Below are 26,999 nucleotides of genomic sequence, written 5' to 3'. Positions count from 1 at the left end.
GATTAAAATTTAATATTAAGACTAAAGTTTACAGATTTTACTGTTGGATAGTTTCCAAAATCAAATCCTGAAACTGTATTAGCAGACTGATTTGCGTTTCCAGAAGAAGAACCTGCGTAGTTGACTTCAGGATCTAAACCAGAATAGTCTGTAATAGTTAATAAGTTTTGTGCACTTACTGACAATCTTAAATTATCTATACCTAAATTTTCAATAACTTCACTAGGGAAATTATATCCTAAAGCAATATTTTTTAATCTTATATAACTACCGTCTTCAACAAAACGAGAAGAGAATTCTCTATTACTATTGTTACCAATACGTGGTATATTTGTATCTGTATTTGTTGGTGTCCAAGCATTATTTAAGTTGTCTCTTGTAGTATTTGCATCACCATTATACAGTACAACATTTGTCATATTAAAAATTTCACCACCTTGAGAACCTTGGAAAAAGATACTCAAATCGAAATTTTTATAGCTAAAGTTGTTTGTAATACCAAAAGTAAAATCTGCGTTAGGGTTTCCAATAATAGTTCTATCTTCTGCATTAATAACACCATCTGCCTCTACATCTCTAAACAATGGGTCTCCTGCAACACTTCCGGCAGTTACTGCTGTACCTTCTGGCAAAGCACCACCTTGGTAAACACCTGCATAATCATAACCATAAAACAACCCAACTTCTTCACCTTCTCTTAAAACATTTGTTCTTGTAGTTCCTGAACTACTTAAATAACTAGGCGCACCGTTGTTAAATACATCTGCTCCTTTTACTAATTTAATTACTTTATTCTTGTTAGCAGATAAGTTAAAATCAGTATTCCAGCTAAAGTTATCGTTAGAAATATTTCTAGTATTTAAAGCTATTTCAATACCACTATTATTAATTTCTCCTAAATTAGCTAAACTTGCAGTATTTGTATTTCCAAAAATTTCTGGGATACCAGCATTGGTTAAAATTAAATCTTTAGTATCAATATTATAATAATCTAAAGATAGTTTTATTCTATTATTTACTAAACCTAAATCTACCCCTAAATTTGTTTGGTAAGAAGATTCCCATTTTAAATCTGGGTTTGCAGCTTGATCTGTAGAAATTGCATTTACAGTTTGTCCGTTACTAGAAGCATACAAACTAGATAATTTTGCTAAAGACCCATAAGGAGGAATTGATGGATTACCAGTAATACCATAACTAGCTCTTAATTTTAAATTAGAAATTGTTTCATTTTCTTTTAAAAAGTTTTCATTAGAAACTTTCCAACCTAAAGCAGCAGAAGGAAATATTGCATATTTATGATTTGCAGCAAAGTTAGAAGCACCATCTCTTCTTACAGTTGCAGTAATTAAATATTTATCATCATAATCATAATTTACCCTACCAAATTGAGATTGAATCTCGTATTCCTGTAAATAAGAATCTGGTTGTAATAATGTAGTTGCTTTATCTAAAGCATAGTAAGAAAAACTATCAGAGATAAAACCATTACCTGCAGCTCTAAAATATTCTGCAACATTTTTTTGGTAAGAAATACCTGCTAATAAAGTTAAGTCACCTTTTCCTATTTCTTTCTTATAGGTTAAATAGTTTTCATTTAAAAAGTTTGTTGTTCTTGTATTAGCTAAACTAGCTTTTCCACCTTCATTAGATGCTGTAATAATTAATGATGACGGCTGATAAATACCTCTAGTAGCATTTTTAGTACTTAAACCAAATGTTGATTTAAATGCAAGATTTTCTAAAATATCATAATTCCCATAAAAATTTATTCTAAAATTATCTGTTTTAGTTTCATCTTGTCTTTCTGTTGCTACTGCATATGGATTATCTACAGGGTCACCAACACTATTTGTTGTAAATACACCTTGTGAATCTGTTACTCCTAAATCTGGAGCAAATCTCATTGCTAAAGAAATCACATCATCTCCACCAACTGTAACAGAACCATCAGATTGAGTTGCAACACCATTTTTAGTACCTCTACTTCCAAAAAGATTCATTCCTAATTTTAATTTATCAGAAATCTGAGCATCAATATTAGATAAGAAAGTCATTTTTTCAAAACCAGAGTTTACAATAATTCCATCTTGTTTAAAATAGTTACCAGAAGCGTAAAAATTTATTTTATCTGAACCTCCTGAAAAAGAAAATTGATGATTCTGAGTAGCACCTGTAGTGTAAATTAAATCTTGCCAATCTGTATCAGCAGTACCTTGAGTATATAAAGGGTCAATGATTTTTTGGTATGTTGCAAATTCATCAGCATTTAAAAGATCTAATCTATTTGCAGTGGTTTGTACAGCAAATGTAGAGTTGAACTCTACAACCATTTTACCATTTCTACCTTTTTTAGTTGTAACCATTATTACCCCATTAGAACCTCTAGAACCATAAATTGCTGTTGCAGATGCATCTTTTAAAATTTCTAAAGATTTAATGTCATTTGCTTGAGGCATACTAGCTCCAATAAAACCATCAACAACAATAAGTGGATCACTACTTGCACCAATAGAAGTGTTACCTCTAATTTTAATACTAATAGGAGCTCCTGGCTCACCACCATTATTAGATTGTACAACAACACCAGCTGCACGACCTTGCATTGCTTGTGCTGCGTCTAACACAGGAAAAGCATTTAATTCATCTGCTGTAACTGATGATACTGAACCAGTAATATCGCTCTTTTTTCTAGCACCATACCCTACAACCACAATCTCTTCTAACAAACTAGCATCTTCATCTAACGCTACGTTTATTGTTTTTTGATTTGTAAATGTCACTGATTTTGAAGCAAAACCTACATAAGAAAATTGTAAAACGTCTCCACTTTTTACTTTTAATTGATAATTACCATCAAAATCTGTACTAGTTCCTGTTGTGGTACCAGCAATGATAATATTGGCCCCTAAAATAGGTTGTTGATCTACTTTGGAAGTTACACTTCCGGTTACTGTTACACTTTCTTGTGCATAATTAACTGCACTTACAAAAAGCATTAACATGAGTACTAACTTAATTTTTAAGTTCATCGTTAATTGTTTTGAATTATTAGACTTAATTTAAATATTAAATTTTAGAGAAAACTAATAGCGCAATTCTTAGGTTAAAATACTGCTATATTTAATTCTTAAAATTTCACTGCCCTAAAGCATCTCTAAAACAAACACATTCTGGTCATCCAAACTGGTTTACCAAATTGGTTTACCAAAGATATGTTTTTTTCTCACATAAAAAAATTGTTTGTTAATTATTTCCTAAAAAAAACGTTTCGGCTACCTGAAGTTTCTTAAAAAAGCTCATTATAGTACAAATAACCTCACATATAAACATTGATTAACTTCCTGATATTTAATAAACATCACAAAAAAAACGTTGTTTATTCTAAATAAAAAGAACTGCTTTTACAAATTTAGAATGAAAGAAAATGAATGAGGCACTAATAAATATGATATAAATCATTTTTTGTGAATCTTTAAGATGAATCCTAAAACAGCTTTCTCATTCTTGCTAGTGGACTTAAAAGTTGTACCTAATAAGAATGTAGTGGGCATAAAAAAAATTACACACATTATTTAAAAATATAATGTGTGTAATCTATTTTATTATAAACTTTTTTAATAATGTCTATATATAATATATCATTTGAAAGAAAATTATTACTTCAAATAGTAATCTTCTATCTTGTGTTATATTAAAACCCAGGAGTAATAATATCTATATTATCGATAAATACTTCATTACTACTATCTACAGCTTTTAATGCTCTTGCATAAATTACAACAATATTTGATGTAGCTTTAAAAGTAAATGTGCTCGTTGTAAATGTATTATCACTTGCAGATCCTTTACTAGAATTATAATCATTTGTAATATTTAAATAAGCGTCTACATTACTATTATTTGCAGGATCTGTATTGATATCTTCTTCTGAAGTAATTTCATTATTTAAAATAAATACCTCGGTATTTATTCCTTCTGCTTCAGAACGAGTATCAATTGTAAAAGAATACACAACACCCGCTTCTACTTCTACAAGTTGGTATAAACGTCTAGAATCATTAGCAAGTTTAACTGACCTTGTTTTTTCTCCATTCACATAAGAACCATCACTAGATGAACCTGGTTGCTCATTTGTTCCAAAAGCTGTGTCTATATAACTATTTAAATCTGAATTATTCCATAATGCTCTATAAGGGCTATCTGATTCTACACCATTATCTGCATCTAATTTCACTTTACTATTTGGGGTCATATCCCACGCATCAGCATTATCACCAGTTTCTCCCTGAAAATCATCTGCAGTACCGTTTTGAACAATTGCTTTAAAAGTAGGTTTTACAGCCCCTACAGGAACCGCTTTAGTTTCAGATTTAGAAACACCTGCTTCATTGGTTGTTGTTAAAGTTACGTCATAAGTAGCTTCAGCCGGAAAAGTATGCATTGGACTAACTTCTGTAGATGTAGTTCCATCTCCAAAATCCCAAGTATGTGTAGTTGCTAAAAGCGAAGCATCTGTAAACTGAACAGTAAGACCGTTTACATCAAAAGTAAAATCTGGCACTGTAGATAAAACCAATCCTTCTATATTTTTTGAAACAGAAACCTGAACATCTAAAAAGTTAGTTGCTGTTAAAGTAGCTCCAAAAGTATCTGCCGTTTTATATATATGAGATGGATTAAAACTTGGATCTAACTCTGTATCTTTTTCAGAGTCCCATGTTAAAGTTTCTCCGTCTCCAAAATCCCAAACTAATGATTTTGCACCAGAAGTTAAGTTTTCGAAAGTAACTTTAGAGTCTATATTTGAAAAATTAAAATCTACAGAAATAGGTGATACTATTACTGAATCTATTGCTTTTAACCCATCTGAACTCGTAGTAGTTAATTTTACATTATACTTACCACCTATAGTGTATTTATAATCTGGATTTGCCTCTTCTGAAGTTGTTCCATCACCAAAATCCCATAAGTAAGAAGCAGCATCTGTAGAATAACTTCTAAATACAATAGACATATTATCATCTGCACTTGTACTTGTAGTAAAAAGTGTACTAGGTTGTATGTTATTTACATTACCTGTTGGCGGTACAAAAGCTTCGTATCCATTATCAACACAAGATACAAGCCCTAAAAGGATAAAAGGTATTATAAAAATACTTTTATTGATTTTTTTAATTAATTTATAAATCATAATATTTAATTTTAAAATCTGTTATTGTTTAACTATTATATCAAATGCATCAAGTCTACATTCCGTATTCGAATTTGTAAGTAAAATAATTACAGACTCATTTACACCTGCTTCAAAAGTAATAGCATGTTTTTTAAATACATCATCTACACGCCCAACACTACTGTCTGTTCTAGATGCAATAATATTAGCTTCTAATTTAGACTCTGCAAGTGTTTTAGCATTTGTACTAATTAAAGAAACCGTTACGTCTCCTACATTATTGGTATCTAACTCACTAAAATACGTTAACACATACGTTGCTCCAGGAGTAACCTCAATTTCTTGATAGCCTGTTCTAGACCCATCTGCAGGAAATTTAGCCGCCTGTAAACCAGAAGGTAAAACACCTAACTCAGATTTTGAATTGATTTGAAATACGCTTCCCCAATCTTTACTGCTTGGTGCTCTCCAAGAATCTCTACCATCTCCTGTACCATCAAATAAAGTACCATCATCAAAACCTGGCTCTCCAATTTCTGGTGTTGCTATTGTAGGTATTGCTTGGTTTACGGTTACCGTTTTTTCTGTATAAGCAGATTTACCAAGGTTATCTGTTACTGTTAAACCAACAGTATACGTCCCTGGATCAGGAAAAGAAAAAATTAATTCTCGATCTTGTAAAGTTGCAGCTGGTAATTCTGAAATTTGTGTATTTAAAGCAGCTACATTTTGCGTAACCTCTTCTGACACCTCATCTTTAGCGGCTTGCAGTTGCACTTGTAAATCTGCAAGAGTTGCTTCTAAAACTGTTTTTTTATCTTGGTTTGATTCACAAGGTAATTTAAACTCAATTTTAGCAATCTCCTTTTCTAAAGCAACAACCGTTGCTAATTCTCCGTCTATAGATTGCTCTAGTATTGGCAAATCTTTATTAATAAAAGTGACTCCTTCAGCTGGTGTTACTTCCCAATCGTATTGCGTACCATTTACAGCCAAATTAGAACCTGCCTGAAAATTATACTCATATTTTGCCCATAATTCCACATCATTACAATCAAATTCTGAAGATGTAACGTCTGTAAAACTGTAAAATGGTGTTGGACTCGTAAAGTCTTCTAAATCACCAACTCCTGGTAAATCATTACTGACACAAGAGCTTAGAGTAATCATTGACCCTAAAACAATATATTTTAAATTAAACAAATATTTTTTCATAATTAGGTGTTTTTTAGTATCCATCATTTTGATTATAAAAATTAGGCAAATTATCTCTTTCTCTTTGAGGGAATGGTAAGTATTTCTTTCCACTAGAATAGTTTAAACTATTATCTGTAGAAAACTTAGATAAAACATTATCTGCTTCTCCAAATCTTACTAAATCATATAATCGTTGGTTTTCATATACAAACTCAACTCTTCTTTCATCTAACAATCCTTGTTTTGTTAATACAACAACTTCTTCTAAACCAGCTCTACGTCTCACTTTATTAAATGCTTCAATTGCTCTGGTGTCTGTTGTAGAATCTCCACCAGATAAAATTGCTTCTGAATACAATAATAATACATCTGCATATCTTAAAACAATCCAATCGGTATCTCCAATCTCTCCATCATTTGGAAATTTAGCATTAAAAACATCTATGGTATTATTAGATAAAAAAGCATTGTAATCTAAAGCCATCACAGAAGCAGGAAATCTTACCGGTTGTAATTCTGGTGTCATTACTTTTAAGAAATCTAATGTTGCAATATTTACACCATTAGAAGGTCCTTGTAATGTCATAGCAAAACTATGAGATTCTGAGTCTGTTTCTACTTGGTCATTTAAACCACTATCACTAGTTACATAATTATCACTACTAACTAAATCGTAAGCAATTGAAAAAATAACTTCGTCGTTAATTTCTAAACCTGAGTTATTAGACCAATCTCCATCTAACACAGGATCTGATGCTAAATCTGATTCTGAAAAACTACCTGTAAACTGATTACCAAATACATGTCCATAATCTATTGATAAAGTAGCAAAATAATCACGATCTGATAAACCAGCAGCTCTATCTGTAGATAACAAGTCATAATTATATGCTCCATTATTTTCTACAACAGAAGCTAATAATAATTCTGCTTCTACATAATTAGGATTTGGTTGACTTAAATATGCTTTTGCAGCTAAACAAATTGCAGCTCCTTTAGAAGGACGATATCTATTTATTGCAGCATCATTTAAATAAGCAATTGAGGTTTTAAAATCTTCTATAATTTTTGCATACACTTCTGCTTCCGGTAATTGAGGATAATCTAACGCTTCCTTTTGGGTAACATCTAAAACTTTGTCTATAAAAGGAATATTTTGATATGCTCTTACCAAATTAAAATGACTTAGAGCTCTCATAAAATAAGCTTCTCCAACTGTGTATTGTTGGTTTTTTGGTGCTAAGAACCTATTATCAATAATGGTATTTGCATGTTTAATTACATGCATATTATTAGAATAATAAGTTGCCACATCTCCATTATTAGGATCTACGTTATAGGAATTTATTGCTGGAAAATTTCCGTTCTCTGAATTTGCTCTAACATTATCTGATCTTAATTCTGTTAATAAAAATTCATTTGCCGGAATTTTTTGATACGCATCTAAAACTCCATTTGATAACGCTAAAAAACCATCATTTGTTTGCAACAACTCTTCTAAAGAAAGCGCTGTTGGGTTACTAAGGTCTAGTTCTGTTTCACAACTTGATAATAAAGCTACGAAAGAAAAACCAACGATTATACTTTTATATATATTTTTCATAATTTATTAAAATTGAAAGTTAATACCTGCAGAAATTGTTTTCACAACAGGACCATCTCCTCTTTGATAACCAGCTGTTAACGGTGTGTTCGCATTGTCTGATGTTTGACCTGCTGCTTCTGGATTAAACCCTTCATACCCTTTAGCGGTAAGAAATACTAAATTTTCTCCTGTTACATAAAGTCTTAATTTATCAAATTTATATTTTGTAGTAAAAGACTCTGGTAATGTATATCCTAAAGTTAAATTTCTTAAAGCTACAAAAGAGGCATCTTGTATATGGTCATCTGTATATCTTCTGTGAACTGTCATATCTTTATCTGGAAAATTAGACATTTCATTTACCGCAGACTCACTTGCATAATACAATTGATCTAAATCTGCAACTCTAACTTCTGCGCCGTGAGAACCTTGTAATTGAAAAGAAAAATCAAAATCATATAAGGTAAAATCTGAATTAAAACCCCATTCGAAATCTGGATATGGGCTTCCTAACTCTGTTCTATCATCTCCATCAATAATTCCATCTCCATTTAAATCTTTTACATAAACGTCTGCATAATCATTATTAAATCTATTAAAAGGATTATCTACCCATTCTAATGGAATTTCTTTATCATATACCCATCCGTAAAAAGAAGTAATTGGCTGCCCTACTTTTGCAATAAATTCTGTTGGTCTTGTGTCTTGATCAATTCTAGAAATAATTTGTTCATTATTACCTAAATCTGTTACTGTATTTCTATTCATAGAAAACTGACCAGAAACACTCCAACGGAAGTTTTCTTTAGACATAACTCTAGAAGTTAATTCTAATTCTACACCTTCATTTTTTACGGCTCCAAGGTTTTGTAACCAGTTATCTGTACCATAAGCTGCAGCTGACGGTGCAAAAAGCAATAAATCTTCACTTGTTCTAATATAGTAATCTGCTGTTAAACTTAAAAGACCTCTACCAAATGTAACATCTACTCCTGGATTAAATTCTTTTAATTTTTCCCAACCTAAAATTTGATTTGCTAAAGTAGTTGCCTTAACTCCGGTTGTTCCGTTATAGCTAATAGTGCTGTATGCTTCTTCAAATCTATAAAGAGATTCGAATATATTACTAGATATTTGGTTAGAACCAGAAAGACCATAACTTGCTCTTACTTTTAAAAATGATATTAAATTACTATCTGATAAGAATTTTTCATTAGACATTACCCAACCAACAGATGCCGCTGGGAAAAATCCATTTTTAGAATCTGGTCCAAATCTGGTACTTGCATCATTACGAACAGATAATTGAAATAAGTATTTTTCATCATAATTATAATCTAACCTTCCAAAAAACGAAACCAATTTTTCACTGGCATTATCTGTATACGTTGTTCCTCCGTCTGCAAGTGCAATGTTGTTATTAAAGTCATTAGAATAACCAACAGCCTCAGATTCTTGTCTGTAGTTATCACTTTGCATATACTCAAAACCTAATACTGTGTTAAAGTTATGTTTTTTATATTCTTTATTATATTTAATTAATGACTCAAAAGTATATTGATTTAATTCATCTCTTCTTTCTAATCGATACGATTCTGAATCTCTATTTTCCTGACCTAAAAGATAGTCTGCTTCATTACTTTTATTATGTCTAAAAACACCAGAAACCGTTTGTTTAAAATTAAGTCCTTTTGCTAATTTAAAATCTATATAAGATGAAGCATTTAAACTTAACTTCTTTTTAGTTCTAGATCTTTCTAAATAATGTACTAAAGGGTGTACGTTTTTAGTAGTAGATAAAGTTAACCCACCTGAAGTTAAACCACTAGCTACTGGAACTCCATTTGCATCTCTAAGTATATCTCTTGGGTTATCTGGATCTTGCGTAAATGTATGATCAAAAGCTCTTGAAAATCCGTAACTACCTACACCAAGATTTTCAAATAATTTACCTGCATCTGTAGAAACGCCTACGTCTGTAGAAAATTGAGTTACATATTTTAAATGCTCTTCGTTTAAGTATAATGGCACATGCCCCATTTGTCTTAATGGATCTGTAAACCTTGCAGGCACTTTAACTTGGTCGTTATAATTTACACGAATACTTGCACCGTATTTAATTTTTTTGTTTTTAGATTTACTATCAATTTTAACTCTGGCATTGTATTTCTTAAACTCATCACTTAAAATAATCCCATCATCTTCTAAATACCCTAAAGACGCCGAGTAACTTGTTAACTCTGTACCACCTCTTACTGCAAAAGAGTGACTTTGAATAAAACCTCCTTCAAAAATTTCATCTTGCCAATTTGTTTCACCACCTCCTAAGGAAGCTATAAAATCCATTGCTTCTAACTCTGCATAAGCAGTATTGTAATCACCTATAATTCTATCATAGTTTGTACTACCTAGAGATATTGCATCAACTTGACTTTTTAAACCATCTAATCTTGCTCTTTCTTGCGCTATAGTAGTATTAAAATTATCATTATTGTCTGCATATTTATACCCCGTAAATGTGTTATAAGAGAATTTTGTTTGACCAGAAATTCCTTCTTTAAGGGTAACTAAAATAACTCCATTTGCTCCACGAGAACCGTAAATAGCAACAGAAGAAGCATCTTTTAAAACACTAATAGATTTAATATTATTATTATCAATAGAACCTAAAATATCTGTATCTGTACCTAGAATTACACCATCTACAACGATTAAAGGAGAAGAAGAACCAGTAACAGAACCAGGTCCTCTTAACGTAATTTTTGGATCTCCACCTGCTTCAGAAGAAGTTACTTGAATTCTTAAACCCGCTACTCTACCTTTAAGTGCATCCTCTACACGAGCAACTGCTTGGTTCTGAATTTTTTCACCAGCCACTTTAGTTAAAGCACTTGTTACGTTTTTTTGTTTTTGATTTCCATAACCTACAACCACAATTTCATCTAAAGTATTAGAATCTTCGTCTAAAGCTACGTTAATTGTTTTTTGATTTGTAAAGGATACTGTTTTCGTTTTGAATCCTAAGTAAGAAAACTGAAGCACATCTCCAGACTTAACTTGTATTTTATAATTACCATCAAAATCTGTACTTGTTCCTTTTGTTGTTCCTACAATAATAATATTAGCCCCTAAAATAGGCTCATTATCTGCTATAGACTTAACATTCCCGGTTACTGTAACACTTTCTTGTGCAAAACCGATTGCACTAAAAAGAAGCATTGCAATAAATACTAACTTAATTTTTAAGTTCATTGTTAATTGTTTTGAATTGTTTTTCTTTAAAAAATATGTAACCTTACGATACTTTTAAGATTAAATACTGCTATATTTATGGAGTAATAACAAGGTTTATTACTCCATAAAATCTTTTCTAAGGGCTTTCTTATTTTTACTTCTTATCTCCAAAATAAGATGGTCCATCACCAGTTAAGAAATCTTCTCTTACAGGACTAAAGGTATCTATCAATTGGCCTTCTTCTAAACATATGGCACTATGTAATAAATTAGGCTCTATATACACACCATCTCCTGCTTCTACAATTTGCTTTATACCATCAATTTCAAATTCAAATTTACCTGAAACACAATAGGTAGCTTGCGTGTGAAAATGTTGATGTGGAGAACCTAATGCTCCTTCTTCAAATTTTACGCTTACCATCATAATTTGATTATCATACCCTAAAAACTTTCTTGATACTCCTCCACCAAGTTGCTCCCATTCCATGTCTTTAGAAATAATGTACTTTTCGCTAAGTCTATTCATTTTTTTATTTTTTTATGATTAATTTATTTGTAATAATAAGAACCTTTCCAATTATACTCCTTATTATCTATTTTAACTGTATGCTTACTCTCTGCAGAATTATCTTTATTAGAGATAATTAAAATTTTGGTTGTATCCTTCTTTGTTTTAATTTCTACAGCTGTATAACTTTCTGTATCTAAAACTATTTTTACGTTTGCAACACTACTATAGGCATTTAAAGCCAATTCTGTAACATAACTATAACTTCCGTGAGATTCTATTACAGAGGCAAAAGTGGTGTTTTGTGTGTTTTTTCTTCTTACAATAAAAGAAGGTTCTTTACGCAAATTATAATCTGGATCCTGTGCTCCTATTCTGGCTAAAATTAACTCATCTGTAGTATTAGAAGTGGTTGTTAACGTATAAAACTTATTGTTATTCTTCCAAGAAAACACCGTATTATCTGTAGATGGTTTCCCTGCAGCCTCTTTCCATAAATGTTGATACCCATTCTTGGTACCTAAAGCATTTAATTGAGGGTATGATTTATAATCAAAATTAGTTTTCATAATATGACCTAAATAATAATAAGGCAAATCGTATTGATTTTTTTTATTAGATTTTATTTTAAAAAGGTCTATTGTAAATGGTCTTTGAAAATCTTTGTCTTTTATTAAGGCAAAAGTTCTAAGCATTTCTGTACCTGGATATGCGTTTGTTTCTGTAGCACTTATTATTTGAACATTAGGATTTTTATCATCATAAAAATACAATTCTGGATGATGCTTACTACCTATATCAAATTTACCTTCATAATGATTCTCTCCATTTACAGAAAGTGTATTATGAGCAATCGTTTGTTTTGCCCAAGTTTTATTTTCTTTTAAGTAATTACCACCACCTTTTTGTTCAATATTTACAAAACGAGCTAAACCATAATCTTGAATAACTTCATTTCCGTCTTCATATAAAGAAAAAGATAATTTATCATAATGCCCATGGCTAGAGCCTTGTGAGGCATATTTATAAACCAATTCTATGTTTTCATTTCTTAAAATCCCTACACCTCCTTCATCTCCATTCTTACCATCAGATAAATTAATAGATTTTTTTGTAAATGGTTTTTCTAAACCTTCCTTAAGACCTATTGCAATTGCCAAACCAGTGTCGTCTAAAACAACTCTATCTTGTTTTTTTGCAATACTTAATAATTCTGGATTTTCACCTCCATATTCGTAAGCAATATCTACTGCAGAAACTAACGCTGCTGTATAATAAGACATTCCTTTTTGACCGTCATTTAAAGGAAAAAAATCTCCTTTTGCATCCGTTAAGTTTATCAATGCATCCACTGCTTTTAACAAAACACCGTCTTTATATTCAAATATCTTTAATTCTGGTTTTACATTGTGCAATGCTTCTGCAAAAATTAAAAAAGGATACATCGCATAACGCTGGTAATATGGTCCTTCGTTATAATAACCATCAGGAGAAAAAGGTTCATCTAAATTACCAAAAAAACCTAATCTTTGTCCTTTAACTTGAATAAGACCTCCATCGTTATCTTTCATCCCTTCCTTTAAATCATCTATTTTTAAACCATTTAAAGCATTTTCTAATAACTCATCATTATCCATTACCAAGGCAATCATACCAACGGCAACATTACCCCAAGTACTATGGTTATGAACTCTATTAAAAAATTGTGGATTTTCTACAGATATAAAATTTGCAAAAGGAATAAACAAATCTTTTTCTAACGTATCTCTTTCTTCTTTTGATAACCAATCATAAACACAATCATACGCTTGTGCAGAATACACTAACCAATTAGAATCGTTTAAACATTGCCAAAATAATTTACCTCTAGCATAAGATCTGGTTTGTGGATGTACCGGTAATGTTGGGTATAATTTGGCATAAGCAAACAACATATCTTTAACATAGTTTGCATATTTTTCATCATTTAAAATCTGAAATAAAACTCCTGCTTTTTGAAGCATTATAAAGTTTTTTTTATGACGCTCATGCGTGTAACCGCCAGATAAATCTTTAGGAATAGGAACTAAAATACCTAACTCTATTTCTGCATCTACCTCTGCTTTTGTATCCGCTAAAGTTTTATCAAAAACAGGCACATTGCCTAAATTTTGTCTTATTTTATCTACACCTTTTTTTGTTAAAATTAATTTAGGGTGTGAACCTTCCGTTTTTGTGTTATTCTTTTCGCTTTCTACAGAATTGTTACAAGAGACAGCAATAAAACTAATAAAAAAAATAGCTATTAATTGAATGTAAGATTTCTTCATATTTTAAATTAAACACTGGTTAACCAGATTGGTCTACCAAATATATGGTTATTTAGGATTTTAACAAAATAATAGCATATAAAATAGTAATTTTAACACAACTACTTTATTAAAAACAGTATTTTTTATACAAATCGCATTAATTACAGTGTTTTTTTAACAAGAAAAAACCCATTTAAAAAGAAAATGGGTTTTTAAAGTAATAATTCAAAAAACTACTCAATAATTATTTTACTAGAACCTAATTGTTCTTAATTTTAAAGTTATACCATCCTTTAGATAAATCAAAAACATCTAATTTTTAAAACTAAAAAAAAATTGGTTTACCAAACTGGTAAACCAAAAATACAATAAAATTTTAATACTAAAAAATTACTAGACCTGTTTTTTAAGTATTTGGTTATTAATTTATTCAAAAAACTATTTTTCAATGTAAAACCCTAATGGTTTTATTAATATTTGTTCTGAATTACTAGAGGTATTAATGTAAAATAATTTGTAAAACAAGGATTGTATGGTAAATTTACCTTCATTTTTAGTAACTACAACATCAACTTTCTCAGAAAAATTAATTACTGTTTTGTGAAGAGTTATTTCTTTTACACCGAATAACAAATGTTTATCTTTTTTAGACAATACACTTTCTGCATCCGATTTTATTATTGTTTCCGTAGACCAACCTTTAAAACTTGGATTTTCTTTTTCTTCATCAATTCTAGCATCATATGTAGAAAAAGGGAAAAGAATAGTTATAAAATTAAAGTTTTTTTCATTTATTTTAGAAGCAACACTCCATTGTTTTCCTCTTGCCCCATCTGTGGTTATTTCATCTATATTTTTAAGTTGATAAATATCTAATCCAGATCCATTTTGAAAACTAGAACGCAATAAGTTTGGCGAATTCTCTAAACTATAATGTCCTTGCCAAACTTGTTTATAAATATGATTTTTATCTGATGAAAAATTATCTTTCACTATCCAAAAATCGTTTTCTACATTTATAACCTGACGCGCATATTTTACACCAATATTTTCGAAACCGTCATGAGAACCTATAAAAACTTCTAAATCTTTATTTAGTTGATAACCTATTACGGTAGGTTTGGCTATTTTTTTAAACTTACCAAAGCCACTACCTCCTTTATTAGAACTGTATTTTTTTCCGAGTAACTCATTATCTACTAAAGCAACATTTTTAGTCATTGAGTTTTTAAATAATTCTAAGTCTTTTAAAGAATACCTAACTTGATAATTAGGTAGTATTACATTTTCATTTGCAAAAATCTGAATTCCTAATATATCTCCATGTTGGTGGTCTGGTTTTTTTGCATCTAATCCTGCAGATATCGCCAATACTTTATCTTTACGCTCCCAACCTTCTCTCATTAAATAATATCCTGTTTCAGGAAAAAAGACAGAATTAAAAGTAGGCTGTTCTTCTTTTATGTTTTGCAACTTTTTAAGCTGGTTTTCGCTAACATACCAATACATTTTAACGCTTAATTTAGTATTTGCAAAATAACCAAAACTAGGGTTTTCAAATAATAAATACCCTAAAGTTAAAGCATCAGAAATATCATTTTTTTCTGCCCAAGGCGTATCTGTATCATCAGAAAAAACAGGAGCAGATTTGTCCGGAAAAGCCGTTTTTGTTAACGTTGTAAATAAAGATTCCAACTTATTCTTCCAAAAATCATCAACCCTTAAATTGCTATTTTTAGCTAATTGATATACATAAAAATAATTACCAATATCACTTTTATGATAATGTATTGTTCTTTCAAACTGAAAACCATCATTATTAATTTCTTTACTTAAATGTTCTGCCAACAATTTCATAGCATGCGTATACCAAACATCTGTATCTACAAAATCTCGTAACATAATAGAAACCATTGCTAAAGCGGATAAACCTCTTGTTTGATGATTACCTGATGCAAATTTTTGATTAACCTCATATAAGTAAGAAGCATGTTGCAATAATGTAGCTATTGTGTTTAACTGATCTTTATCTGAATATGCTTCTTCTCCTAAAAAAAGGTTATGAATTTGCATCCAATTTAAAATTCTATATCCAGATCTAAAAGATTCATAAACACCATTTCCATCTTCAATAGTTTCGAACTTATTTTGTTCTAAAGCAGTGTTTAATGATTGCATCTGCGCCGTAAAATAATCGATATACCTAGCGTCTTTTTCTTTATAAAAATAGTACAAAGCAATATCTACCATTTTATGCTGACGTGCCAAATGTCTTAAAGCATAGGCATTAACTGGATTTCCGTTTTGGTAATTAAAAGGAAGTTTCCATGATGGTTTTGAAGAAAACTTGGCTAAATGATCTAAACTTCTTTCAGTATGACTTTCTGCGGCTTTCGGATATAAATTAGCATATTCTATAAAGCGATTATCAACAGTTTTATAATTATAAAAATAACGTTCAGAAAATTTTTCTCTAAAATAACTAGCCAACTTTTTTACTGTTATTTTTCCATCTTTAGATAAATATTTTTTTACATCATCATTTAACAAATTGGCCAATTCAGTTATTTTAATACTCTTTTTTGAAGGTATTTTTTGTCCGTAAACGGATATTGAAAAAAACACTAAAAATAAAATTTTGAATAGTTTCATTTTAAAAATAAATTTGATTTATACAAAAAAATCCTACAAAGTTTTTAAGCCTTATAGGATTTGTCTTTTATCAGAATAAATTTGATTAATACATCAATTTCATAACTAAGTTCTCTTCAGTTTTTATTTTTCCTGAATTACTTAAAGTATTGTTAGATTCAACATTATTTTTTGCTCCCCATAAAATAGCAACAAACTGAACTTTATTGTTTTTAAATACATTTTTGGTAATGTTTACGTTTACAATACCTCTATGATTTAACAACATTCTGTTTTTTTCTTTGCTTCCACAGTTTGTAAAAGTACTATTCGCTACTAATAAGTTTCCACCAATAGTAGACTCATCATAACCACCTCTATAGTAATCTATCACATTTTGATTTACGTTTGTAAACTGACAGTTATCTACCGTTAAATATTCTGTGTTATAATCGCCTCTATCATTTGTTTCTTCAGATAATTCTATTCCATTTTCACAGTCTGTAAACGTGCTATTTTTAAAATTTATTTCTTCTGAAAAGGTTTCCTTGTAAGCTTTTAGCACATAATTAAAATTATTAATATCACAACCAGAAACGTTTAGTCCAAAATGATTAGACATGTTTTCTTTTAAACTTGCAAAAGCTTGATTTTTTCCATTACCAGAAAGAATAATGTTCTTTATGTTTAAAATACCATAAGGATTCAATTCAAAAACAGGTGTATTGTCTGATCCTGCAAAAATAATTTCTGCTTTTTCAGTGTCCTTAGATTTAATTGTAATTGTTTTATTAATTACAATAGATGTAGAAACATTGTATTTCCCAGCACTTAAAGCAATAATATCTCCTGCATTTGCCGCTGCTATTTTTGCTTCTAAATCTCCTTTAGTATTAGTAACCGTAAAAATAGTAGGCTCTTTTGCTTCTACTACATTAGAATACCAATCTGCACCATATTTGGTTTTATCTAAAATAGATGGATCTTTTAAGTTAACTCCTTGTACGGTTGCCCCAATAGAATTAGAGTTTACTCTAGAATTTCCAAAAAGATCTTCTTTTATCGTTTCGAATCCAAAACCAGGATAGACTTCAAAATTATTTGTTAATTTAGGAATAAAAATATTGTCACTTACTTTTGTTAATTCAAATGAATTTGCTGCAATTCTATCACTATTATCAAATGCGACTCCTTGGTTGTTAATAATGTTATCTTTAAACGTTACACCATCTGCTTTATCATGTTCAATAATAGGATTTTTATCTCCAACTTTATTATAAATTACATTGTTAGCTACTATAGTTCTTAAAGCTCTTGCAGAACGTATTTCTGATTTAGGCAATACAGCCGCCTGCGCAATATTTGTACCAACACCAAATTGCCATGGCGATTTACAATTTACATACGTATTAAATGCCACTACCACATCGGTTACCTGATTGTATCTATTTAATGGAGATTTAGGAATTCCGTTCATCATTGCTAAAGGACTTCTAAAATTTTCTCCTATAATATTATAGAAATAGTTATTAATAATCCAATGTCCTGTATTTACAATTCTAATTCCTCCAAATTGTTTATTTACACCATCACCAATAAAATAATTACCATCTATTGTTGCGTAGTTTCCGTGACGTGTAACTACAGATCCTTCACTTTTATAAAACACATTATTTTTAATAATATTAAAATTAGTTTTACTTGATATAATTTCTACTTCTCCATTACATTCTTCAAATAAGTTATTTGCAATGGTTGTATTACTTGGTGTCATAGAAGTAAAACTACTTCCTAACTGAATCGTTTCTCCTCTTGCACCACCTTTTCTAGGTCTTGGTCCAAAATGATTATTTATAATTTTATGATAATTTCTAATACTTTGGTTTCCTTTTAAGTCTACCCTAACGGTTGGTCCACCATTTGTTTTACCAGCAATGTAACAATTACTTAACTCATTATGTGTACCATAAAATTGCACCCAAAGATTATCTTGGTCACGTTGTAAATTATTAAAATCTAAAATTACACAATTGGTAACTTTAGAATAATTTGCAACTTCTTTTTCGCTAATTCTAAATCCTATAACATTTGTAGCTGGTGAATGTCCGTTTCTAAAAAACAAACCATTGACTTCTAAATAATTACCGCCAATTTTTAAACTAGAAACACCTTCTATAAAAACTTTACCAGGGTTTTCTGCCTTTAATGTAATTGGATTTTCTTTTGTCCCTTCACCTTTAAAAATAATTTCTACATCTTTATAAGTTCCATCTTTAATAACAATATTATCTCCTGGTTGCGCATTTTTTGCTGCATCTATTAATTCTAATGAATTTGTTACTAATATACTCTCAGAAACTTTTTCTTGGCAAGAAACTATTAGTAATAATAGGCTGATAATTAAAAGTGATTTTTTCATTTTTTTTAGTTAATATGTTTTTGATAAAGTATTATAAAATTTTTAGAGTCTGCTTACCCTAAAAAAATATGTTGTTTTTAAAATAGTACAAAGTTTATTTAGCAAAACACTAATTGGTAAACCAATTTGGTTTACCAAATATATACACTTATTTTGGATTGAAAAAATTTTAAAGCTAAAACCTTATTCCAAGGTACTTTAATAACCAATCTATTTTGCACAAAAAAACAAACATGACCCTAAACTACAAAAAAACTTCAATTAGTTCTATCTTTATATCGTAGAAATAAAACTAAAAAATGAATACAATTAACTGGGGAATTATTGGTTGCGGAGATGTTGCTGAAGTAAAAAGTGGTCCTGCATTTCAGAAAATAAAAAACTCGAAATTAATTGCCGTAATGAGAAGAAATGCTGTAAAAGCAGAAGATTTTGCTACTAGACACAACGTTCCTTTTTGGTATAATTCTGTTGATGAATTATTACAAAACCCAGAAATAAATGCCATTTATATTGCAACACCTCCTTCTACACATATAGAAATGGTTAAAAAATGTGTAAACGCAAAAAAGTTTATATATTTAGAAAAACCTATAACTCTAAACCTTTCTGAAGCCCAAGAATTGAATAAATTAATCACTAAAAATGATAAATTAGTTGTAGCACATTACAGAAGAAAACTGCCCGTTTTTCTAAAAGTAAAAGAATTAATTGAAGCAAATAGGATTGGAAAAATAATGTTTGCTGATATTCAAATTCATCAATCCAAACAAAATAATATCATCGCTAAAACGGAAGATAATTGGCGTTTACAGCCTCAAATTTCTGGTGGTGGCTATTTCCATGATATTGCTCCGCATCAATTAGATTTAATGTATTCTTTCTTTGGTGAAATAAAACACGAAAAAGGTTTTTCTACTTCCACCTTAAATAACAATGTTGATGATATTGTAAATGGTATTATTGAGTTTAAAAACGGAATTCAATTTAGAGGTATTTGGAATTTTAACACTTCAGAAAAAGAAGTAAAAGATGAATGTAAAATATATGGTGAGAATGGTAGTATTACATTTTCTTTTTATGGTGAAGAAGTAATTTTATCAACCAATACAAAAGAAGAAGTTTTCCATTTTAAAAATCCGATGCACGTTCAACAACCTATGATAGAAAGTACCGTAAATTATTTCTTAGGTAAAGAAAAAAACCCTTGCCCTATAGAAAATGGTGTAATTATTATGCAAATAATGGACTCTTTTACAAAATAAAACGCTATTTATTTTACATAACATTTTAAAACTTTAACAATTATGGCATCTTTTTTAAAGACGATGAAATACAGTCCTTTAGAAAAACCAGAAACATTTAATTTATCGTTGTGTAGTTTTTTATCAGTAGAAATTTTTCTTCCAGAATAATCATACACTTCAATAAGGTCATAAGTATCTAATTTCACATTTTTAAATTCAACATCTTCAGAAGCAGGATTGGGAAACAACAAAATAGCAGATGCCTTTTCTTTTAAAGTTTCTACAGAAAGAGAACTTGTAATTTCTTGAATACTAAAATCTGCAAATTTTACAATTTCGTCTTGTAAATCTTCTTTATTATTTAAGCTTCTATAAATACCCCATTTTGGTCTCGCAAATTCAGCTCCATCTTGCCAAGTGTCTAAAGGACTATTAGCATAATTAAAAATCACTTTATTGTTAGAAACCGTTTTTATCTCAACAGAATAACTACCTACATCATCAAATTTAACATACTCAGTTACTTCCAACCATTTTCCTTTTAAAAGATTTAAATCGACAGTTTTTAAAGTATTTTGATCCTTAGTTGCCGTATACCTTAACTCTAACTTATCTGGTTTTCCTTTTCTTAAAGTAAAAGAAATCATAGGTATAGATGCATAAGGTCCGCCAACAACCTTTAATTGATGGATATGTGTAAAACTAGATGATGGTTTAAAACTATTGCTTAATTTAAATTTCCATTTATATGCTACAGTTTCACCTTTAGTCGCTTTTAAATTTTCGGGAGAATCAGCATACGTTTTTATTTCATTACGCTGTCTGTCAAATTTTTTACAACGATCATTATCTAGAGAAACATGAATATGAAAACGGAAAACATTTTTATTTAATTCCGTATCAAAAACTTCATCAATATGATTTCCAAAATCTGTGTGACTGCAATCTGGAGTTTCCACAACACTTCTATTTGGATTAGCTAAAACAGCATTTATCAACTCATACGTATTTCCAAGACCATCGGCACTTAATAAAACCTGACTAAAAATTGTTTGTGATATTAAAATTAAGAAAGTTACTAAGCAAAGAAAATTTTTCATCATCAGAAAATATATTTATTGCTTTAAACCAATGTTACCAATATCATTATTTACTTTTAATAATGGCGATTTATCACTTGGTATAAACAGCACTTTATCTTCCCACTTAGGATTTTTATATAGTAAATTTTCCTTTTTAGCCGTACCACTTGTTTTAACAAAACCACTATTATGTATTAAACAATTAGAAATACTATTATTAGATCCTTTTAAAGAAACGGGTGTGGTTACTTTAAAACTATCTTCAATTACAGAATTTGTGATTGATACACTACCAATTCCGTCTGTTCTAATAACTTTCCCTTTTTCTTCATTATAAACATTACTAAAGACAGAATTTGTAATAATTAAATTACCACCCGGAATTTCTGGAGACAATGTTTTTCTATAATAATTAATTGCTGCTTCTTCAATATTTTTAAAAATAGTGTTGTCTATAATAATCGTATTTGCATTGTATTGCTCCATAATATCTTTATCATAAGATAAATTTAGTCCTCTATAATTGTTTTCGAATCTAGAATTCTTAAAACTTAAGGTATCTGCTTTTGTACCGTTGTAAGCCTTAAAAACACTTCCACCATCTTTATTTGTAAAATTTTGAAACGTAATATTATCAACAAATAAATTATAGATACCCGCTTCTTGCTTATCTGGAGAAACAATAGCATATTTTAAATCTGAATTTACACCATCTAAAATTGCATTACTAATATGTAGGGTTACGCCTTCATTTACTCTAAAAAGATAGTCAATAGGTTTTTCTAGATCTTTTTTAGCCATAATAATTGATGCTCCACCTTTGTCTCCTATTATAGTTATATTCTTGGCTACCTTAATTTTCTTTTCTAAAATATACGCTCCTGTTTTTAAATTTAAAACAGCTCCTGGCGACGCCTTATCAATCGCTTTTCTTAAAGTTTCTAATCCTGGTTCTACCGTAATTTCTTCGGCTTTAACAATTGGTGCGACTATATTAGGTGTCCAACCCGGACCCGCTCTTAATTTTAAAGCTTTTGGTAAAGTACTAGCATCTAGATTAAAAGCACCTGCATTAAAAGTTTCTCTTATACTATTATTAATATCTTTTTGTAGACTTGTATTATTTTTAGTCACTAATAAATCTTTATTAGTGGCTGTTGGAATTGGAAACGAACCTATTTCTTTCCAATCTATTTTTGTTGCTTTAAAACCATTAATAACCTGCGGTGTTAAAGCATCTATATAATTATTATTGAAAGAGATTCCTGACACATCATCAAGAAATAAAATATTTTTGCCAGGTTTATCATTAAAAATTAAATTGTTTGAAAAATTAGTATGTACAGCTGCTAGCGTTTTCTCATCATCTTTACCTTCTCCGAAGGAAATTGGCCCAGAATTGATAATCGTATTATTCTGAATATCTACATTCTTTACTTGCTCGTATCTATTTAAAGGAGAATTTGGTACGCCATTCATAATTACAATTGGTCCTCTAAAACCATCTCCTAACAAGCCAACAAATAAATTATTTCTAATGATATGATTAGAGTTGATAATACGAACTCCACCAGTTTTACTAACACCGTTTCCTAAAAAAACATTTCTTTCTACCAAAGCATGATCTCCATGTCTTAACGTTAAAGTCCCTTGACTCCCAACAAATAAGTTATCCCTATAAACATTATCACAAGACTTGTTAGATATAATTTCTATTTCTCCATCACAATTTGCAAAAATATTTCTTTCAACTAACGTTTTAGACGATTTTTTAGAGTTCGTACTGGTACCAATTCTAATGGTTTCACCTCCATTTTTACCTAAATCTGGTCTTGTACCAAAAAAGTTATTATCTATTCTATGATTATTTTCTACATGCTCCTCTCCTTTTAGCCAAACTACCAAGGTAGTACCTTCACTGGTTTTCCCTGTAAAATTATTATGATCTACTCTGTTATTTTTCCCCCATAAATCTACCCAATGGTCTTTTAAGTTTTCCTTAGATTTATAATAAGAAATAGTACAATTTGTAAGTCGACAATTATTTGCAAAAGTTTTAGAATCTTTTTTAAATTGAACCACAGATTTATATTCCGTATTACCATCTTTAAACCATAAACCACTCACAATTATGTAGTCACCATAAATATTTAAGGTAGAATTTCCTGTAATAATTACTTCACCTGCTGTTTCTGCTTTTACTAAAATTGGGTTTCCTTTTTCACCTTGTCCGTGCGCATTTAATTTAACATCTTCCCAAACTCCGTTTTTTAAAACGATAACATCACCTGGTTTGGCCAATTTAATTGTATTGTTATATTCTGTAATATTAGAAACTATTGTTTCCTGAGCAAAGAATTTAAAGGCTCCTAATACTAAAATTGCTATAAATGTGAAGATTATTTTTTTCATCTAGAAATAATAATTAAATGTTGTAATACTTAAAATCAAAAAGTGAACCAATTTACAAAATCATCAAAATTCGGCTCCTTTGAATTGGTTTACCAATTTGGTTAACCAAATATACGGGTTTTAGTTAAATAAAAGCACGAAAAACTTTAAGGATTAAAAATATAGAAAATAATATTTCCTTTTTAAGAATTCAATATTAAAAGTTGAGTATAAAAATCTTCTTTATCCTATTTTTAGGATTGGCACTTCACACACCAGTAATCTTAAATTTTCTAATTAATAAATACCAGATTACATTTTAATTATTTTAAGAAAACCATCTAATCACTATTAAATTATCAAGAGAAACAACCTTGTGTAATGGAGGTTTTACCTGTCCTAAAAACAAAATTAAGACATTAACTTTGAAGACATTACCAAATATTATAAAGATTACAAGACGCTAACGATAAGATAAATTAGTAACGCATTAGAGACTTAAAACAATCTTATATAACAAAATGAAATTACAGGCGGTATCCGAAAAGCCTTTTATAAGAGTAGGTACTTTAAACTAATAATCATGAAAACAACTACACAATTTATGCTTGCTGTTTTATTATTGATAACCAGCATTACAACGGGTCAAATTTACAAAGACACCATTATTGAAGTTAAGGAACGTAAATTAAATTATGAATACAGTATACGTTGGACTAAAGATAGGCTTAACAAAGAAATTGATATCTTTAAAGAAGATCAATACAAACCTATCTTTAAATCTTCTGCTCAGATTAGTACAGTTTTAAACCAAATTCCATTATCTAAAGAAGCATGTCGTAACAGTGGTTTTGAAGATGGCTATGCTGGATGGACAGGACTTAGTTTAAAACATGCCACGATGAACTTACCTATAGAAAATGGGTTAATTGTAAATCCTGGTATATCTAGTTTGCCATTTACAGGAGTTTCTTGGGGCCAAAATTATACTTCTATTGAAACGACAGGTTTAGATCCTATTATATCAGTAGCATCTCCATCATATCCTTTACAAAGAACAGCACCAGGCACATCAGGAACTCAATCTTTACGTTTAGGAAATGATCAACCAGGACGTGGTGCAGAAGGAGTTGCAAAACGTTTTGTAGTTACCGCAGAAAATGCAAAATATTACTTCCAATACGCTATTGTTATGGATCGAAGTCATTCTGATCCCAAAGGCAACGTAAACGGATCTGAAGTATTTTTTGCTGCCGAAGCCGTAGATATGTCTGGAGTTACAGTTGATAAAATAGTAGATGTGGCCAACCCAAGTAATCCATTTATAAATGCTGTAAATTCTGGAAATACATACTACAGAGATTGGCGTTGTGCTTCTTTAGATTTGTCCAGTAAAATAGGAGAAGAAGTAGTAATCATGTTTATTAATTCAGATTGTTCTGCAGGTGGTCATAAAGGGTATACCTACATAGACGATGTATGTAAAGAATGTAAAGGTACCGAAGGATTTATTGAATTAGAGTTAGAAGGAGATGGTTGTATCAATGAAAAAAATACCTATGCTGGTAATTTTGATATTCCTAAAGGAGCAGTTAATCCCTCAATCTCGTTAGACATTTACCAAAGTAACTCAGTAGTTGCAACAAATATAACACCAACCATCGTTTCAGGTACGTACACATTTGATGTACCTGCAACAACTTTTCCAAATCAAACCGCTGGTACTTGTTATGATCTAGTTGCCAAATTAACATTCCAATTACCCGATTTAAATGGAAACTTACAAACTGTAACACAATATTCTTCAAATCCAGTAGGCGGTGTACAAGATGGAGAAATATCCGGAATTAATAATGATGTTTGTTTTTGCGACAACAGCCAAGGTGCATATTGTTGTGAAGCTGAAAATTTAGTAGATAATGCAAATTTCGAAGCTGGTAACACTGGTTTTACTAGCGATTATTCACAAACTGCAACCACATTTCCCGGAGAATATAATGTTACAAATACTGCTGCTAATTTCGGCACAACTGTTACAGACCATTCTTTTTGTGCAGACCCAGTAACGTATGCAAGCAATAACAAATACTTACTTGTAAACGGAAAAACACAACAAGCCACTTCAAGTACCGTTTGGGAACAAACCTTAACCGGACTAGAAAAAGGAAAAACCTATAAAGTATGTGCTAATTTTAAAAACATGCCACAATGTACTTTTGATATCCTACCAGAAGTTACCTTAGAAGCAGGAAGTTCTAATACCATGTTTACCGTAAATATGAATCCTTTAGACGCTTGTGCTTGGCAAAATGAAACCATTAATTTTACTGCAACCAGTAATACAGAAACTATCAAAATAATTTTAAATGAAACAGCTAACGGAGATGGAAATGATCTTGCAATAGATGATATTTATGTAGGTGAATTAGCAGATCCAAACTTGGCTATTACAGTAGAACATAATGGACTTACAAAAGACATTAAAGGATCTTTAAATTCTAGCGGAACTACAGATGATACTTTACATGGAAGCTGTACAGAATACCACTGGTATGTGGCAGAAATAACATCTTACCCATCTATCGTAATAGACTGGAATACCTTTGCTCATGGTAATAATACCGGAAGTAATTTACCACCTTCTGCAAGTGTACCGTCAGCAACAAATTGGGATTTAACCACAACATTCCCCGGCTATACTTTTAGTGATAATAAAATGTATATAATAGGAATGTACACACCTGCATGTGAATGCTATGATAGTGGATTTACATATCAATTAACTTTTAACGCTAAAAGTGATAAAAAATCTGGTTTAACAGATAGCCAACAACAAGCTATTATTGATGCAATATTAAACGGATTAACACCAAATAAAGAAAGTATAAGCACAGAACAAAGAGCAAGTGTCTATCCTAATCCAATAGAGAAAAATACAGTTATTAGATTACAAAATGATAAAATTAAAAGTATAAAAGTAATGAACATAACTGGAGGTACTATTATTGATAAAAAATATGGAGAAGATAAAAATGCTGAAGATTTAAACTTCTCAAAATTCGCAAATGGAATATATATAATAACCACGCAAGGAATTAGTGGTAAAACATATACCAAAAAGATTATAAAACAATAATCAATTAAAAAATAAAATAATGAGAAGAGGCTACCAAAAAGGTAGCCTCTTTTTTTATAATTTTAATTTTGAACAAAAAGTTAAACATCACATTAAATA

Annotated in this window: 13 protein-coding genes; 2 read left to right on the top strand and 11 right to left on the bottom strand. The window is 30.1% G+C overall.

The window, feature by feature from the left end; genetic code table 11:
• Positions 1 to 2 precede the first annotated feature (2 nt).
• The 9 genes from JOP69_RS14930 to JOP69_RS14890 all read right to left on the bottom strand — a co-directional run bounded on the left by JOP69_RS14930 (position 3) and on the right by JOP69_RS14890 (position 19,044).
• Positions 3 to 3,032, bottom strand: coding sequence for a TonB-dependent receptor (locus tag JOP69_RS14930; protein WP_203391706.1), 3,030 nt, complete (start codon positions 3,030 to 3,032; stop codon positions 3 to 5).
• Positions 3,033 to 3,694: 662 nt separating this feature from the next.
• Complete coding sequence (locus JOP69_RS18760) at positions 3,695 to 5,194, bottom strand: PKD domain-containing protein (protein WP_203391705.1); 1,500 nt, start codon at positions 5,192 to 5,194, stop codon at positions 3,695 to 3,697.
• Positions 5,195 to 5,215: 21 nt separating this feature from the next.
• The gene (locus tag JOP69_RS14920) at positions 5,216 to 6,391 is read right to left on the bottom strand and encodes a PKD domain-containing protein (RefSeq protein ID WP_252191127.1); all 1,176 of its coding nucleotides are present in this window, start codon (positions 6,389 to 6,391) and stop codon (positions 5,216 to 5,218) included.
• Between the two features lie 13 nt (positions 6,392 to 6,404).
• Positions 6,405 to 7,976 carry a RagB/SusD family nutrient uptake outer membrane protein gene (locus JOP69_RS14915; RefSeq protein WP_203391704.1) on the bottom strand — a complete coding sequence of 524 codons (1,572 nt, stop codon included), beginning with the start codon at positions 7,974 to 7,976 and terminating at the stop codon, positions 6,405 to 6,407.
• Between the two features lie 6 nt (positions 7,977 to 7,982).
• Positions 7,983 to 11,210 carry a SusC/RagA family TonB-linked outer membrane protein gene (locus tag JOP69_RS14910; RefSeq protein WP_203391703.1) on the bottom strand — a complete coding sequence of 1,076 codons (3,228 nt, stop codon included), beginning with the start codon at positions 11,208 to 11,210 and terminating at the stop codon, positions 7,983 to 7,985.
• 136 nt (positions 11,211 to 11,346) lie between these two features.
• A complete protein-coding gene (locus tag JOP69_RS14905; protein WP_203391702.1) occupies positions 11,347 to 11,721 on the bottom strand; it encodes a cupin domain-containing protein in 375 nt (124 codons plus the stop codon).
• A gap of 23 nt (positions 11,722 to 11,744) precedes the next feature.
• Positions 11,745 to 14,012, bottom strand: coding sequence for an alginate lyase family protein (locus JOP69_RS14900; protein WP_203391701.1), 2,268 nt, complete (start codon positions 14,010 to 14,012; stop codon positions 11,745 to 11,747).
• Positions 14,013 to 14,432: 420 nt separating this feature from the next.
• Positions 14,433 to 16,646 carry a heparinase II/III family protein gene (locus JOP69_RS14895; protein WP_252191126.1) on the bottom strand — a complete coding sequence of 738 codons (2,214 nt, stop codon included), beginning with the start codon at positions 16,644 to 16,646 and terminating at the stop codon, positions 14,433 to 14,435.
• 85 nt (positions 16,647 to 16,731) lie between these two features.
• The gene (locus tag JOP69_RS14890; protein ID WP_203391700.1) at positions 16,732 to 19,044 is read right to left on the bottom strand and encodes a chondroitinase-B domain-containing protein; all 2,313 of its coding nucleotides are present in this window, start codon (positions 19,042 to 19,044) and stop codon (positions 16,732 to 16,734) included.
• A 299-nt stretch (positions 19,045 to 19,343) separates the two neighbouring features.
• Here JOP69_RS14890 and JOP69_RS14885 point away from each other — a divergent pair, with 299 nt between their 5' ends.
• Positions 19,344 to 20,309, top strand: coding sequence for a Gfo/Idh/MocA family protein (locus JOP69_RS14885; RefSeq protein WP_203391699.1), 966 nt, complete (start codon positions 19,344 to 19,346; stop codon positions 20,307 to 20,309).
• A gap of 8 nt (positions 20,310 to 20,317) precedes the next feature.
• Here JOP69_RS14885 and JOP69_RS14880 read toward each other — a convergent pair whose 3' ends face one another.
• Positions 20,318 to 21,394, bottom strand: a complete 1,077-nt coding sequence (locus JOP69_RS14880; RefSeq protein ID WP_252191125.1) for a T9SS type A sorting domain-containing protein — start codon at positions 21,392 to 21,394, stop codon at positions 20,318 to 20,320.
• A gap of 12 nt (positions 21,395 to 21,406) precedes the next feature.
• Positions 21,407 to 23,785, bottom strand: coding sequence for a polysaccharide lyase 6 family protein (locus JOP69_RS14875; protein WP_203391698.1), 2,379 nt, complete (start codon positions 23,783 to 23,785; stop codon positions 21,407 to 21,409).
• Between the two features lie 562 nt (positions 23,786 to 24,347).
• On the opposite strand from JOP69_RS14875, the gene JOP69_RS14870 reads away from it, so the two are divergent.
• The gene (locus JOP69_RS14870) at positions 24,348 to 26,900 is read left to right on the top strand and encodes a T9SS type A sorting domain-containing protein (protein ID WP_203391697.1); all 2,553 of its coding nucleotides are present in this window, start codon (positions 24,348 to 24,350) and stop codon (positions 26,898 to 26,900) included.
• Positions 26,901 to 26,999 lie beyond the last annotated feature (99 nt).

The organism is Polaribacter sp. Q13 (assembly GCF_016858305.2).
Lineage (GTDB): Bacteria > Bacteroidota > Bacteroidia > Flavobacteriales > Flavobacteriaceae > Polaribacter.
Note: the sequence above shows the minus strand (reverse complement) of the source record. Positions and strands in the feature narration are given on the sequence as shown.